At 67.0% G+C, this 14,792-nt stretch carries 14 protein-coding genes; 9 read left to right on the forward strand and 5 right to left on the reverse strand.

Annotated features, from left to right (window positions below):
- Positions 1 to 3 precede the first annotated feature (3 nt).
- Positions 4 to 384: a DUF2917 domain-containing protein gene (locus tag FAZ97_RS11160; RefSeq protein ID WP_158758483.1), complete on the reverse strand. Its 381-nt coding sequence runs from the start codon at positions 382 to 384 to the stop codon at positions 4 to 6.
- A gap of 236 nt (positions 385 to 620) precedes the next feature.
- On the opposite strand from FAZ97_RS11160, the gene FAZ97_RS11165 reads away from it, so the two are divergent.
- From FAZ97_RS11165 to FAZ97_RS11175, 3 genes are all read left to right on the forward strand, one after another.
- Positions 621 to 2,069 (forward strand): aminotransferase-like domain-containing protein, encoded by a 1,449-nt coding sequence (locus FAZ97_RS11165; RefSeq protein WP_158758484.1) that lies wholly within the window; start codon positions 621 to 623, stop codon positions 2,067 to 2,069.
- A gap of 99 nt (positions 2,070 to 2,168) precedes the next feature.
- Entirely contained in the window at positions 2,169 to 3,611 is a 1,443-nt protein-coding gene (gene mdtD, locus FAZ97_RS11170) for a multidrug transporter subunit MdtD (protein WP_158758485.1), read from the forward strand.
- A gap of 284 nt (positions 3,612 to 3,895) precedes the next feature.
- Positions 3,896 to 5,167 carry an EAL domain-containing protein gene (locus tag FAZ97_RS11175; protein WP_158758486.1) on the forward strand — a complete coding sequence of 424 codons (1,272 nt, stop codon included), beginning with the start codon at positions 3,896 to 3,898 and terminating at the stop codon, positions 5,165 to 5,167.
- 21 nt (positions 5,168 to 5,188) lie between these two features.
- Here the strand turns inward: FAZ97_RS11175 and FAZ97_RS11180 are convergent, their stop codons facing one another.
- Positions 5,189 to 6,295, reverse strand: coding sequence for a sigma-70 family RNA polymerase sigma factor (locus FAZ97_RS11180; RefSeq protein WP_158758487.1), 1,107 nt, complete (start codon positions 6,293 to 6,295; stop codon positions 5,189 to 5,191).
- Positions 6,296 to 6,486: 191 nt separating this feature from the next.
- Between FAZ97_RS11180 and clpP the strand changes: the two genes are divergently transcribed.
- Positions 6,487 to 7,131: an ATP-dependent Clp endopeptidase proteolytic subunit ClpP gene (clpP, locus tag FAZ97_RS11185; protein ID WP_325073211.1), complete on the forward strand. Its 645-nt coding sequence runs from the start codon at positions 6,487 to 6,489 to the stop codon at positions 7,129 to 7,131.
- A gap of 31 nt (positions 7,132 to 7,162) precedes the next feature.
- Here clpP and FAZ97_RS11190 read toward each other — a convergent pair whose 3' ends face one another.
- Positions 7,163 to 7,813, reverse strand: a complete 651-nt coding sequence (locus tag FAZ97_RS11190; protein ID WP_158758488.1) for a TetR/AcrR family transcriptional regulator — start codon at positions 7,811 to 7,813, stop codon at positions 7,163 to 7,165.
- Positions 7,814 to 7,876: 63 nt separating this feature from the next.
- Between FAZ97_RS11190 and FAZ97_RS11195 the strand changes: the two genes are divergently transcribed.
- Positions 7,877 to 8,452: an isochorismatase family protein gene (locus tag FAZ97_RS11195; protein ID WP_158758489.1), complete on the forward strand. Its 576-nt coding sequence runs from the start codon at positions 7,877 to 7,879 to the stop codon at positions 8,450 to 8,452.
- A 107-nt stretch (positions 8,453 to 8,559) separates the two neighbouring features.
- On the opposite strand, the gene sodB is transcribed toward FAZ97_RS11195, so the two are convergent.
- Entirely contained in the window at positions 8,560 to 9,138 is a 579-nt protein-coding gene (sodB, locus tag FAZ97_RS11200) for a superoxide dismutase [Fe] (protein ID WP_158758490.1), read from the reverse strand.
- A 446-nt stretch (positions 9,139 to 9,584) separates the two neighbouring features.
- Positions 9,585 to 10,961, reverse strand: a complete 1,377-nt coding sequence (xseA, locus tag FAZ97_RS11205) for an exodeoxyribonuclease VII large subunit (RefSeq protein ID WP_158758491.1) — start codon at positions 10,959 to 10,961, stop codon at positions 9,585 to 9,587.
- 574 nt (positions 10,962 to 11,535) lie between these two features.
- Between xseA and lpxK the strand changes: the two genes are divergently transcribed.
- From lpxK to adk, 4 genes are all read left to right on the forward strand, one after another.
- Positions 11,536 to 12,627 carry a tetraacyldisaccharide 4'-kinase gene (gene lpxK, locus FAZ97_RS11210; RefSeq protein ID WP_158758492.1) on the forward strand — a complete coding sequence of 364 codons (1,092 nt, stop codon included), beginning with the start codon at positions 11,536 to 11,538 and terminating at the stop codon, positions 12,625 to 12,627.
- A complete protein-coding gene (locus FAZ97_RS11215) occupies positions 12,608 to 12,811 on the forward strand; it encodes a Trm112 family protein (RefSeq protein ID WP_028205303.1) in 204 nt (67 codons plus the stop codon). Before lpxK ends, FAZ97_RS11215 begins: the two co-directional genes overlap by 20 nt.
- Positions 12,812 to 12,978: 167 nt before the next feature.
- Positions 12,979 to 13,782: a 3-deoxy-manno-octulosonate cytidylyltransferase gene (gene kdsB, locus FAZ97_RS11220; protein ID WP_158758493.1), complete on the forward strand. Its 804-nt coding sequence runs from the start codon at positions 12,979 to 12,981 to the stop codon at positions 13,780 to 13,782.
- Between the two features lie 298 nt (positions 13,783 to 14,080).
- Positions 14,081 to 14,743 carry an adenylate kinase gene (gene adk, locus FAZ97_RS11225; protein WP_158758494.1) on the forward strand — a complete coding sequence of 221 codons (663 nt, stop codon included), beginning with the start codon at positions 14,081 to 14,083 and terminating at the stop codon, positions 14,741 to 14,743.
- Positions 14,744 to 14,792 lie beyond the last annotated feature (49 nt).

Raw genomic sequence — 14,792 nt, forward strand, 5'->3', positions numbered from 1 at the left:
CACTCAACCCGCCGCCCGAGCGCCCCACTGCCCGCGCTGCGCCCAGCCGCGCAACGCCTCGCCGATGCGCGCCGCGACACGACTCGCACCCGCCGCGCGCACGCGCTCCACGTCGACCGGCGCAACCGTGCGCACCGGCGCATCGGCGGTTGCTCCGCCCAGCGCCAGCACGAAGCGCGCGCCCTCGCGGCCCGCGCTCACGTGGACGCGCACGCCCGCCGCGAGCCCAATCGACTCGCCGGCGCGCAGCCAGTAGTCGCCGGCGTCGCCCGCGATCGTGAGCCAGATTTCGCCTTCGCTCACATGCAATTGCATTGCCTGTGCGAGCCGCCAGCTTTCGACGGGCTCGCCGTGTTCCAGTTCGAAGATTCGGATTTCGCGCATTACCGTGCTCCTTGGAGACTGGCCGCCGATCATCCTCGGACGGCCTCCGGAACGCTTGCAGACAAGGACTTGAAGCGCCTTCCCGGTAGGAGCATTATTGCGGTCAGTGACGCACGGTCCCATGCACAGTTACGAACAGTTCATCTGGAACTGTGCAGGGAAAAAACCGAACAGTCACCGCAGATTGAACCCACAGCCTGAAGCGGCCTACCTGATGAGGCCCGCATGAGACCCAGATGAAACTCGAACTCGACCGCGCGAGCGACGTGCCGCTCACCGACCAGATCGTCACCGGCGTACAAACCTGGATCCGTTCGCGCGCGGCGCACCCGGGCTCCCGGCTGCCGTCCATCCGCCAGTTCGCCGCCGACTACGCCATCAGCCGCTTTCCCGTGATCGAGGCCTATGACCGGCTCGTCTCGCTCGGCTATCTCGACTCGCGCCACGGCTCGGGCTTTTACGTGAGCGAGCACGCGCGCTCGGGCCTCTCCGGCATGGGCACCTGCGACCTCACGAACGCCGCCGACGAGTCGGGCCACCTGCTCAGCCAGCTCGAACGCGCGGACGAGTCGCTGCAGCTCGACAGCGGCTCGATCCCGCAGGCCTGGCGCGACATCGACGCGCTCGGCCAGGCGATCCGCCATGTGTCGCGCAGCGACCCCGCCAGCCTCGTCGACTACGGCACGCCAACCGGCGACGCCACGCTGCGCGAGCATCTGCGCAACCGGCTCGCGCCGCTCGGCATCGTGGCCGAGACGCAGCAGATTCTCGTCACCGAAGGCGCGAGCGAGGGGCTTGATCTGCTCATGCGCTACATGCTCAAACCCGGCGATACGGCCTTCGTCGAAGACCCCGGCTACTACAACCTGTATGGTCTGCTGAAACTGCACGGCGTGCGCCTCGTGGGTATCCGCCGCACGGCGAGCGGGCCCGATCTCGACCATTTGCACGCGATGCTCGCCGAGCACCGCCCGCGCGCGTTCTTCGTCAACACGGTGTTCCACAACCCGACCGGCTCGACGATCTCGCCGCCGGTCGCGTTCCGCTTGCTGCAGCTCGCGCGCGAGCACCGCTTCACGATCGTCGAGGACGACATCTATGCCGATTTCCAGGCCGATCCCACCGACCGCCTCGCGGCGCTCGACCAGTTCGAACACGTCGTGTACGTGGGCGGGCTCTCGAAAACACTCTCCTCGGCGCTGCGCGTGGGCTACGTGGTGGCCAACCCGGCGATCGTGCGCGACCTCGCGGCCATCAAGGCGCTGACCACCATCAGCGGGTCGCGCTTCACGCAGGCCGTGGCCGCCACGCTGCTCGAGCGCGGCGCGTACCGCAAATACCTCGAACGGCTGCGCCGGCGCATCGCCGAGGCGCAAGGCTCGGCCATGCGCACGCTCGAAGCGCATGGCTGGGAGCTGTTCGGCGGCGCCACGACGGCGGCAGCGTCGCCCGCGGCGCGTGGCTACACGCAAACGGGCGGCAAGTTCGTCTGGGCGCGCGTGCCGCACGTGGCGGATTCAGCGCGGCTCGCGGCCTGCGGTGAGCCACTCGGCGTAGCGGTCTCGCCGGGCAGCCACTTCCGCCCGCATGGCGAGGCGAGCCCGTGGATCCGTATCAACGTGGCGCTCACGCTCGACCCGCGCGCCCAGGCGTTCTTTGCTGCGGCGGCGCGCCTGCCTGGTTAAGCGCGGGCGCGGCCACTGCCCGGCAGCGGGCCCTGCGGTCTGCGCGCGCACGCCGTTTTCCCTACAATGGCGCTTGCCTGCGCGCCCCACTCCTCGCCCATGTCCGAATCCACAGCTGCGTCCAGCTCCGCCCCGTCGCCCCGCTCGTTGTCCGTGATGCTGTGGCTCGTCGCCACCGGCTTCTTCATGCAGACCCTCGATTCGACCATCGTCAACACGGCGTTGCCGGCGATGGCGAAGAGTCTGGGCGAATTACCGTTGCGCATGCAATCAGTCGTGATCGCGTATTCGCTCACGATGGCGGTGATGATTCCCGTGTCGGGCTGGCTCGCGGACAAACTCGGCACGCGGCGCGTGTTTCTCGGTGCGATTTTCGTGTTCACGATCGGCTCGCTGCTGTGCGCGAGCGCGCATACGCTGAACCAGCTCGTGGTCTCGCGTATCGCGCAGGGCGTAGGCGGCGCGATGCTGCTGCCGGTCGGGCGGCTTGCCGTGCTACGCACGTTTCCCGCCGAACGCTATCTGCCCGCGCTCTCGTTCGTGGCGATTCCGGGGCTGATCGGCCCGCTCATCGGCCCGACACTCGGCGGCTGGCTCGTGCAGATCGCCTCGTGGCACTGGATCTTTCTCATCAACGTGCCGGTGGGCGTGGTGGGCTGCATCGCCACCTTCATCTTCATGCCCGACAGCCGCAACCCCGACACGCCGCGCTTCGACCTGCCGGGCTACCTGCTGCTCGTCATCGGCATGCTCGCGATTTCGTTCGCGCTCGACGGGCGCAGCGAGTTCGGCATCCAGCACGCCACCGTGCTCGTGCTGTTCATCCTCTCGCTCGCCGCGTTCGTAGCCTATGGTCTGCACGCGGTGCGTACGCCGCAGCCGATCTTCTCGCTCGATCTCTTCAAGATCCACACCTTCAGCGTGGGCCTGCTCGGCAATCTGTTCGCGCGCATCGGCAGCGGTGCAATGCCGTATCTGATTCCGCTGCTCCTGCAGGTGGCGCTCGGCTACACGGCCTTCGAGGCCGGCCTCATGATGCTGCCGACCGCCGCGGCGGGCATGTTCTCCAAGCGCCTCGTGACGTACCTCATCATGCGCTACGGCTACCGCAGCGTGCTGGTCTCGAACACCGTGCTCGTGGGCCTCATGATGGCGAGCTTCGCGCTTTCCACCCCCAACGAGCCGCTGTGGATGCGCATCGCGCAACTGGCGATATTCGGCGGCGTGAACTCGATGCAGTTCACGGCGATGAACACGCTCACGCTGAAGGACCTGGGCACCGGCGGCGCGAGCAGCGGCAACAGCCTCTTCTCGCTCGTGCAGATGCTCTCGATGAGCCTCGGCGTGACCGTCGCGGGCGCGCTGCTCACGACCTTCACGGGCATCATGGGTCACAAGACAGGCGAGAACGTGATTCCGGCGTTTCACGCGACGTTCATTTGCGTGGGCATCATCACGGCGGGTTCGTCGTGGATCTTCGCGCAGCTCTCGTCGGATCTGCGGCGCACCGCGAAGAAGACCGATCCGTCCGAGCGGACCTGACAAGCCGGGGCCGCTGCGGCGGTCGTTACTGCTCGATCTTCGGCGCCGGCGCGCGCACCGCAAAGGTGCGGCGCGCTTCGCGGCCGTGCGTCGCCAGCGTTCGCGCCGCGTTCAGGCACCAACTCAGGAACATCGCGGGCACTATCGCGAAATAGCGCGTGCCCCAACGCACAGGCCAATGGCCGTGGGACTCGGGACTTGCATACTTTTTGCTGTCCTATCCTGTAAACTTGACGCTCACGCGTCCAGCCCGTCACGTCCGTCCCGCGCGCCATCGAACCGAAATGACCAGCATGATCGACATCGATCCCCCCGGCTTCCAGTCTCGCCCCATTGCCGGCGAAGAAGGCGCCCGCCGTACTGTGCTGTACGGCGGCTACACCGTCTTCAGCGTGTTCCAGCCCGTGTTTTCGGTCGCGCACCGCCGCGCGATCGGCTATCACGCGTCGCTGCGCGCGCACGACGAGCAGGGCCAGCAGGCGCCGTCGCAGGAGGTGTTCACGCAGGCGGCGCGCCGCGGCGACCTGCTCGAACTGGGACGCCTCGCGGAATCGCTGCACCTGGGCAACTTCAACGCGTTCGATTCGCACGACGAATGGCTCTTTCTGAGCCTGCATCCGGCCGCGCTGATGGACACGAGCTACGGCGACGCCCTGCTCGCCGGCCTCAAGGCGCTCGGCCTGCAGCCGCAGCGCGTGGTGCTCGAAGTGTCGGAGCAGGCGGGCGGCGAGAATTCGCGCTTCGCGGAAATCATCGACGGGCTGCGCAAGGCAGGCTTCGTGATCGCGCTGGACGGCTTTGGCGCCAAGCATTCGAACATCGACCGCGTGTGGCAGCTGCGCCCCGACATCGTCACGCTCGACCGCAGCCTGCTCGCCCAGGCGAGCCGCCACGCGCATATCGAGCGCGTGCTGCCGGGGCTCGTCTCGATGCTGCACGAGTCGGGTCAGCTCGTGCTCGTGGGCGGCCTCTCGACCGAGCGCGACGCGTTGATCGCGCTGGAGAGCAACGCCGACTTCGTGCAGGGCGCGTATTTCGCGCGGCCGGAAGTCGAACCGGTGCCGCCGGCCAAGGCCGCGCAACTCATGGACGACCTCTCGTCGCGCCTGCGCGAGCGCGTGACCGCGCGCGAGCGCGCGCAGTCCGCGCGTCTCGCGCCGTACGTGAGCGCCATCGAAGCGGCGGCGAAGCAGCTTGCCGAAGGCGTGAACACGAACGACGCCACGCTGCCGCTGCTAGGCCTCGACGACACGGCGCGCTGCTTCCTGCTCGACGCGTCGGGCCGCCAGATCGGCGACAACGTGCTGCCCGACGGCCGCACGTCGCAACGCGCCAAGCGCTTTAGGCCGCTGCTGCATTCGGAAGGCGCGAGCTGGGAGCGGCGGCCCTACTTCATCGGAGCGATGAAGGCGCCGGGCCGCGTGCAGTTCACGCCCCCTTATTTGTCGATCAACGAAGCGCACTTGTGCGTCACGGCGTCGGTCGCCGTGCAGACGGAACACGGCGTGCAGGTGCTGTGCGTCGATATCAACTGGGATGCGGCCTTGCGCGGCTAGCGCTCAGGTCGAGCTTTTGGCTCAGGCCACAACGAGCGGCTGCGCGAGCATCGTCGTGCAGCCGTGCGCGGTGGATGCTTGCGCGGTGATGCGCAGCGTAGAAACGCATGCCGCGCCGTCGCTCGAGGCGAGCCGGGCGAGCAGCTTGCGCACCGCGTCGCCGCCAAAAGCCTGGTTGGCCGCCTGGAGCGTACTCCCCTCTTCCATTGCCGCGACACAAACGACCGGCTCAGGCAACCCGTCGCGGTCGTCGCGCACATGCAGCCAGGCCGCGAGCGCGCCGTCCTGCGCGACGAGCGCCACGCCGGGCTCGCCGTCCAACGCAAGCGCCTCGGCGCGCAGAACGCGCCCGGCTGTCGCTTCCTGCGTGCCGTGGCGCTGAGCCACGACTTCGGCCGCTTCGGCCACGCTCGACGTGACTAGCGCGGTTGCCGTCACGCCGAGCAAATCCATCAACCCCACGCGGTCCTGCGCATGCAGCACGTCGCGCAAGCGCTCGGCCGTGCGCGCATGCTGCACCTTGTCGGCGGGAGCCGCTTGCGGCGCGGCCTCGCGGGCGAGGCGAACACGGGCGCGCCGCACGATCTGCCGGCAATGTTCGTTCGTGCAGCCGGTAAGCGCGCCGATCTGCGCGTAGTCGCAGTCGAAGGCCTCGCGCAACACGAACACCGCCTGCTCGAGCGGCCCGAGCCTTTCGAGCAGAAGCAGCAGTGCGTCCGAGAAGCGCCGCGCACGCAAACCCGCCTCTTCCGCCGAGGGCGCCGCGTCGTCGAGCCACGCGGCCTCCTGCTCGCCCGCATTCTCCCGGCGCAAGCGCCGCAGCCGGTCGATCGCGAGGCGCACCGTGACCGTCGCGAGCCACGCCTGGGGCGCACGCAAGGCTGGCGCGTCGGCGTCGCGCCAGCGGAACCAGGCGTCCTGCACGACATCCTCCGCCTCCGCGCGGCTGCCCAGCACGCGCGTTGCCAGCGCAATGAGACGCCCGCGCGCCTCGTCAAAGGCGGCGGCGCGGCGCGCGTCAGTCCACGTTTCTTCGCGAGGTCCGGCTTCGCTCGCTGGGGTCGCAGCCTCATTGCGCCCAGCGCCCTCCAGACTCGTTCCTTCGATTGTGTCGATCGCCTGCGTCATTCGCTCTGCTCCTTCGCCATGCGCGCTCGCGCCCGCCCGTTTCCCTCATGACGTTCGGCGCGAGGCAGACGTGACAGGGCCAACCAAAAATATTCTCGTCACGCAGCGGCTGCGCCGGGCGTCATGGCACTAGCGGCGCAATCGCGCCGCCAACGCCACCAGCCGTCAACGGAAAAAACGCGAGGCCACTCATGCCATCTTTTGCACTGAATCATGCAGCAATGCCGCCAAGCGCGCTCAATCTCGTCCCGACCGTCATCGAAACATCGGGGCGCGGCGAGCGCGCCTACGACATCTACTCCCGCCTCTTGCGCGAGCGCATCGTGTTCCTTGTCGGGCCGGTGACCGAACAGAGCGCCAGCCTCGTGGTTGCGCAACTGCTCTTTCTCGAAGCCGAAAACGCAGACAAGGACATCAACTTCTATATCAACTCGCCGGGCGGTTCGGTGTACGACGGACTCGCCATCTACGACACGATGCAGTTCATCAAGCCCGATGTCTCGACGCTGTGCACGGGTTTCGCGGCCAGTATGGGGTCGTTTCTGCTCGCTGCGGGCGCGAAAGGAAAACGCTTCGCACTGCCAAATGCGCGCATCATGATCCATCAGCCTTCGGGAGGCGGCCAGGGCACCGCGGCCGATGTCGAGTTGCAGGCGCGCGAGATCCTCTACCTGCGCGAGCGCCTGAACGCAATGCTCGCCGAGCGCACCGGACGCGGCATCGAACAGATCGCGCACGACAGCGACCGTGACAATTTCATGTCCGCGCAAGCCGCCGCGGAGTATGGCCTGATCGACCGCGTGCTGACCTCGCGCGAAGAGCCGCTCCTGCGCTAAGGCGCGGTGCTTGTGCGTGCGGCTCGCGGGCTCACGCGAGCCGCACGGCGAGCCAGGCCGCCAGCACGCCCTTGTACTCGGCGACCAGCAGCTTGCGCTCCTTCGGTTTCGCCGCGGCGTATAGTGGATTGAGGCTCTTGATGACCTGCAGCATGACTTCGGCCACGCGATAGGCCTCGTCGGACGAAAGCGCCGGCTGATAACGCAGGAAGAGCGAAGTGAAACGCTGGCGCAGCAGATTGCGCACGGCCGCATCGCGCTTGAAGCCGAGCGGCACGGAAAGCAGGGGCAAATACGCGGGGTAGTCGTGCATCAGATCGACCATCAGGTCGAACAGGCGCTCGACGAGCTGCGCGAGCGGCAGCTTGCCTGCATCGTCGTGCGCCGCGATGAGCGCGCTCCAACGCGCGTCCATTTCGTCGCCGTAGCGCTTGCGCAGCGCGAGCGCCAGTGCTTCCTTGTTCGGAAAATACTGATACGCCGCGCCCACCGAGACGCCCGCCTGCTGGGCGATCTGCGTCATCGTCGCCGCTTCGAAGCCGCGCTCGGCGAAGGCTTCGCCCGCGGCTTCGAGCAGCCCGTCCACCGTGCGCGCCGCGCGTTCCTGGCGCGGGACGCGCCGTGCGTTTTCGCGGGCGTCTTCCTTTTGCGCCTCCTTGCGCGCGAGCGGGTCTGCCGCCATATCTGAAGCCTCCTTCACATTCGTGTATGATTATGTGAAGCCATCCTCACATATAGGTGAACCATGACGCAAGCACTTTCACTGAACGCGCGCACCACGGCGCTCGTGATGATCGATCTCCAGCACGGCATCGTCGGCCGCCAGGTCGCGCCCCATAGCGGCGCACAAGTCGTGGCCAAGGCCAAGCCGCTCGCCGACGCCTTGCGCGCCAAGGGCGGCACCGTCGTCTGGGTCCACGTGCTCCTGAACGAACTGCTCGCGCTGCCCGCCGACGCGCCCGGGCGCACGCCCGACACGCCGCCGGCACCGGCCGAAGCCTCCGAACTCGTGCCTGGGATCGGCGCTCAAGCCGGCGACGTGATCGTTGCCAAGCGCCAATGGGGCGCGTTCTACGGCACCAACCTCGAGCAGCAGTTGCGCCGCCGCGGCATCGACACCATTGTCATCGGCGGCATCGCCACGAATTTCGGCGTCGAATCCACCGCGCGCGCGGCGTTCGATCTCGGCTTCAAGCTCGTGTTCGTCGAAGACGCCACGTCGGGTCTGAACGAAGAGATGCATCACTTCTCGTTCAATAAGCTGTTCCCGCACATGGGCCACGTGCGCTCGACGCAGGAAACCATCGCCGCTTTTGCGTAAAACGCTTCACGCAAAACAAAAAAGCCCTCGATTCGCATCGAGGGCTTTTTGCATGTGCCGCAGCCATTGCGGCACATCGAACAGGACTTCTTCGTATTACGCGAAACTCACGCGAAGTTTTGCGCTGCGAAGTTCCAGTTCACGATGTTCCAGAACGCTTCGACGAACTTCGGACGCGCGTTGCGGTAGTCGATGTAGTAAGCGTGTTCCCACACGTCGATCGTGAGGAGCGCCTTCGCGTCGGTCGTGAGCGGCGTGGCGGCGTTGCTGGTCGACACGATGTCGAGCGAGCCGTCGGCCTTCTTCACGAGCCACGTCCAGCCCGAACCGAAGTTGCCCACTGCAGCCTTCGTGAAGGCTTCCTTGAACGCGTCGTAGGAGCCCCACTTCGCGTTGATCGCGTCGCCGAGCGCGCCCGACGGTGCGCCGCCGCCTTGCGGCGAGAGGCAATTCCAGAAGAAGGTGTGATTCCAGACCTGGGCCGAGTTGTTGAACACGCCACCCGACGACTTCTTGACGATCTCTTCGAGCGAGAGGTTTTCGAACTCGGTGCCCGGAATGAGGTTGTTCAGGTTCGTGACGTAGGCCTGGTGATGCTTGCCGTAGTGGTAATCAAGCGTCTCTTCCGACATCGTCGGTGCGAGGGCGTTCTTCGCGAACGGCAGCGGCGGGAGCGTAAATGACATGATGCGGTTCCTTCGTCGTGTTATGGGGAGTTCTGCGTGAAGTACAAATTCGCCGGCATGGAGCACTCGATTGTAGGCGAGTTGGAATAACCCCGCAAACGAGCGGCCTTTATGCCGGATATCGTTTGCGCGGGGCTTTCGCGGATGCACCGCTACGCGGTTTATCGCCGATTTTCCCGCTGCATGGGTGCCATGCTGCACCGGTTACACAGCGTGTCATGCCCGGCGCAACGACGCTCGAACAGCGCTTGCGATGCTACGCAAACCATGCCGGTTTCGCGTGCAGGCAAGACTGCCGCAATCGCATTGCAATCTCCGCGCAACCGGCGCGCAAACTTCCTGCAACGAGACTGCCACAATCGCTCGCCGCCATGTTGATTCGCCATAGCGGCAGCGAGAGTGCGATTGCGCCCGCTCTTTCCTGGGCAGCAAACAGCGAGCCTGCTTCAGAAACCGTCGGCAAGGCGCGGCTGAACATCGGCAAGCGCGACGTCGGCGCTGCCTTGGGCCAGATGCACCGTAAGCCGCTTGCCGGGCTTGAGCGTGGCGGGCGAACGCACGGCGGCGCCGCTTTGCGCGTCGAGCAGCGCGGCATAGCCGCGCTCGAACGTGCGCTGCGGACTCAGCACTTCGAGCCGCGCGGTGAGTTCCGAGACGCGCGCCGCTTCGCGCTCGCGCTGGCGAGCGAAGGCACCGTCCAGACGCCGGCCAAGCGACTCGAGTTGAGCGCGCTGCGCGGCGGCGTCGGGCCGCGCGCGCTGCCAGCGCATCTGCATGACGTTCAGGCGCGCACGCGCCTCGGCGCTGGCACGCGAGCCCGCCGATGCGAGCCGTATCGTCAACTGGCGCAAATGGGTGCGCTGCTGCGCAAGCCGCTGCGCAGGAGAAACGAGCCGGCGCGCCAGCCAGTCGAGCTGCTGCGCGCGCCGCTCGAGCAGGCGGCCAAAGTCGCGCGCGAGCGCGGCATGGCGCTGGTCGAGGTCGCGCAGCAGCAACGTGCGCTGCGGGCTGACGAGTTCGGCCGCGCCAGTGGGGGTCGGCGCGCGCACGTCGGCGGCAAAATCGGCAATCGTGAAATCGGTTTCGTGCCCTACGCCGCTCACTACGGGAATCGCGCTGACCACGATCGCGCGCGCAAGCGCCTCGTCGTTGAAGGACCACAGGTCCTCGATCGAGCCGCCGCCGCGGCACAGCACGAGCACGTCCACCTCGTTGCGCGCGTTCGCGGTTTCCAGCATTGCCGTGAGCTTTTCGGCCGAGCCCGCGCCCTGCACCGGCGCGGGATAGACGATCACCGGCACGTGCGGCGCACGGCGGCACAGCGTAGTGAGCACGTCGCGCAGCGCGGCGGCCTGCATCGACGTAATCACGCCAATGGCGCGCGGATGCGAGGGCAGCGCGCGTTTGCGCTCGGCATCGAAGAGGCCTTCGGCCTCGAGTTGCGCCTTCAGTCGCAGGAAGGCTTCGTAGAGCCGGCCCTGGCCGGTGCGGCGCACGGCCTCGACGTTCAGCTGCAGTTCGCCGCGCGGTTCGTACATCGTGACGAGCGCGCGCACTTCGATGCGGTCGCCTTCGCGCGGCGTGAATTCGGCGTACTGCGCGCGGCCGCGGAACATCACGCAGCGAATCTGCGCCTGGGCGTCCTTGATCGAGAAGTACCAGTGGCCACTCGCGGCGCGCGTAAAGTTCGACACTTCGCCGGAAATCCAGGCAAGCGGGAACGTGCGCTCGAGCATCGAGGCGATCGCCCGGTTGAGCGCCGAAACCGGCACGACGACGTCGCCCGAGGGCGCGGAAGAAGCGGAGAATCGGTCGGATAGCATGCGAAAGGGTGTGGAGAAACGTCGGCCGGACAGACGATAGACCGTTCGGGGGGCGGCAGTCCAGCACGAATGAGACCCGGGCCGCAAGCCCCGCGAAGTGTCCACATCGGCGCTGTCATGCGGCAAGATGACCGCCCTCGGCCCGCAAACGCTGAAAAAATAAGCCATCTCATTGATTTTTATGCGTTTTTTATCTCAATAACATCCTTACATGCCGATGGAGAGGCCGAAGAATGGGCCTTTCAGCCTTCCTGGGACCGACTTCTCCACAAAGTTATCCACAGGCGGTGATTTTTCGGGCGTTTCACACACCTTGCAGACAGCCGACAATTGCATGTGGGCCGCCAACTTGCCGCGTGGCGCCTACCCGCGCTAGAGTGCCGGGTTCACGAGCGCCTGCGCTGCGCTGCGCGAAGCGCCGGACGCTCGCAAGCGCACCAGCGCACATGCGCACAAACGTCATTCGTCTGCCGTCTTGTTTGTCGCTCACCTCGAACCGGAGAACCGACCCGATGCCCGCCCTGCCTGACTGCTTCCCGCATGCCGCGTGCGGCGCTTCGTGCGCAGATTGCCGATGAGCGGCCCCGTCTCCCGTCTGAAGGAACGCCTCGAAGCGCAGTTCGCGCACGCCTGGCAACGCCGCGGCACGCTCGCGTGGGCGCTCACGCCGCTCGCCGCGATATTCGCCGCGGTAAGCGGCGCGCGCCGCGCCGCCTTCGCGGCGGGCTGGCTCAAGAGCGTGCGGGTGGGCGTACCCGTCGTGGTGGTCGGTAACGTGACCGTGGGCGGCACGGGCAAGACGCCCACGGTGATAGCGCTCGTCGAGGCGCTGCGCGCCGCGGGCTATTCGCCCGGCGTGGTCTCGCGCGGGTACGGCGCGAAAATCGCACGCCCGACTCCCGTCACGGCGGATACGCCCGCGCGCCTTTGCGGCGACGAACCCTTGCTGATTGCCCGCCGCACGGGCGTGCCCGTGTGGGTCTCGCCCGACCGCGTCGCGGCGGCCACGTCGCTGTGCGGCGCTCACAGCGACGTCGACGTGATCGTGAGCGACGACGGCCTCCAGCACTACCGCCTCGTGCGCGACGTCGAGATCGTGGTGTTCGACCATCGCCTGGGCGGCAACGGCTTCCTGCTGCCCGCGGGCCCGCTGCGCGAGCCGCTTTCGCGCCGTCGCGACGCCACGCTTGTCAACAATCCGTTCGAGCGCGCGCTGCCGCCCTGGCCCAATACGTTCGCGCTCAAACTCGAACCCGGCGAAGCCTGGCATCTCGCCAATCCGGCGTTGCGCCGTCCGCTCGCGCAGTTTGCCGCCGGCGCGGACGCGCCGGGGCAAAACGCCCGGACTTCGCCGGACGGACAAGCTTCGCAGCCCGCGCTGCGCATCGTGGCAGCAGCGGGTATCGGTTCGCCGGAGCGTTTTTTCGCGACGCTGCGCGCGGCCGGCCTGGCGCCGCAAACGCTGCCGCTGCCCGACCACTACGCGTACGCGACCAACCCGTTCGCCGACGTCAGTGCCGACGCGATCCTGGTCACCGAAAAGGATGCAGTAAAATTGGGGGCCTGGAACGACGCGCGCATCTGGGTCGTCCCCGTCGAAGCCGCGCTCGATCATCGCCTCATTACCCTGGTTGTGGAGAAACTCCGTGGACGCTCGTCTGCTTGAAATCCTGGTCTGCCCGATCTGCAAGGGCCCGCTCAGCTATGACCGCGCCGCGCAGGAGCTGATCTGCAATGCCGACAAGCTCGCTTACCCGATCCGTGACGGCATTCCGGTCATGCTCGTCGACGAAGCGCGTCAAACCGTGGAAGGCACGCCGGTCGATCCGCACGGGCCGGGCGCCGCGTAACGCGCGCGGGCGGCGCCGCGCGCGCCGCCAGGTGGCCGCAAGCGCGCTCACTCCCCCGCTCATTTCGTATTGCCGGCTGGAAGCCAGGTCACGCGCGCCGTGGTCTGCAAAAACGGCTTCCAGAACCGGTTATCCCAATCCCGTTTCCTGTCCTTGCCCAACTGGCCATGACCGCTCCCGTGCAACCCTTCATCGCCGTCGTCCCGGCGCGCCTTGCGTCCACGCGGCTGCCCAACAAACCGCTCGCCGACATCGGGGGCAAGCCCATGGTGGTGCGTGTGGCCGAGCGAGCGCGCGACTCGGGCGCGCAGAAGGTGCTGATCGCCTCGGACGCCCAGAGCGTGCTCGACGCCGCACGTGAGCACGGTTTCGAGGCCGTGCTCACGCGCGCCGATCACCCTTCGGGCACCGACCGCCTCGCCGAGGTCGCCGAACACTACGGCTGGAGCGACGAGACGATCGTGGTCAACGTCCAGGGCGACGAGCCGCTGATCGACCCCGCGCTCGTGTGCGACGTTGCGTCGCACCTCGCCGCGCACCCCGAATGCGCCATCGCGACCGCGGCGCATCCGATCACGGCGCCCGAGGAGATCTTCAGCCCTAACGTCGTGAAGGTCGTGCTGGACGCGCGCGGCGTGGCGCTCTACTTCTCGCGCGCGCCCATTCCCTGGGCCCGCGACGCCTGGCAGCCGCACTGGTCGCCCGCGCGCCTCGATCTCGGCGCAATGCCCGCCCCGCCGGCTCCCGCGACCGTTTATCGGCACATCGGCCTGTACGCGTACCGCGCGAAATTCCTGCGCAGCTACCCCTCGCTCGCGCATTCGCCGATCGAGCAGGTCGAGGCCCTGGAACAGCTCCGCGCAATGTGGCACGGCGAGCGCATTGCGGTGCTCGTGACGGCCGAAGCGCCCGCGCCCGGCGTCGACACGCCCGCCGACCTCGCCCGTGTGCAGGCGTTATACCGGCCTTAATTCCGTCCGTGGGGCAAAAATCCCATGGCATAATCAATTGTTTGCGCGAGCCGTCTAAAGCCTTTGTGCGTCGGGGTTTCCCCGCTTTTCGGCACTGTCTTGCAGCGCCGCCCCGAGTCCTTTGCGAGTCATGGAAACGGGGCGAAAGCCGCGTGGGACGGGCCGTCGCCCCCGCCAGCACTGCCTCGAGGGCCGTCAGCGAACGGGCGAGGAGACGCACGACGCCGACGATGCTGTCCCACCCCACGTGGAGCAGCCGCCGCGCCGCAAGAATTCACACAGATCGGAGATTGTTCACATGCGTTTGATCCTGTTGGGCGCCCCGGGCGCGGGCAAGGGAACCCAGGCAAGCTTCATCAAGGAAAAGTTCGGCATTCCGCAAATCTCGACGGGCGACATGCTGCGCGCCGCCGTCAAGGCAGGTACGCCGCTTGGCCTCGAAGCGAAGCGATTCATGGACGCCGGCGAGCTCGTCACCGACGAACTCATCATCAATCTCGTGAAGGAACGCCTTCAGGAGCCCGACTGCAAGAACGGCTACCTGTTCGACGGCTTCCCGCGCACGCTGCCGCAAGCCGAAGCCATGAAGCAGGCGGGCGTCGCGATCGACTACGTGCTCGAGATCGACGTACCGTTCGACGAGATCATCACGCGCATGAGCGGCCGCCGCATGCACCCGGCTTCGGGCCGCACGTATCACGTCAAGTTCAATCCGCCCAAGGTCGCGATGACGGATGACGTCACGGGCGAACCGCTCGTTCAGCGCGACGACGACAAGGAAGAAACGGTGCGCAAGCGTCTGGACGTGTACGTCGCGCAAACCAAGCCACTCATCGCCTACTACAGCGACTGGGCGAAGCGTGGCGAGGAAAACGGCCTGAAGGCGCCGCAGTATCGCGCCATCTCGGGCCTCGGCAGCGTCGACGAGATTCGCGAACGCGCCTTCGAAGCGCTCAAGTAAGCGCTTCGGCACCCCGTTAAAAGCACGATTCGAAGCCGGTTTACTCAGG

Source organism: Paraburkholderia acidiphila, from assembly GCF_009789655.1.
Lineage (GTDB): Bacteria > Pseudomonadota > Gammaproteobacteria > Burkholderiales > Burkholderiaceae > Paraburkholderia > Paraburkholderia acidiphila.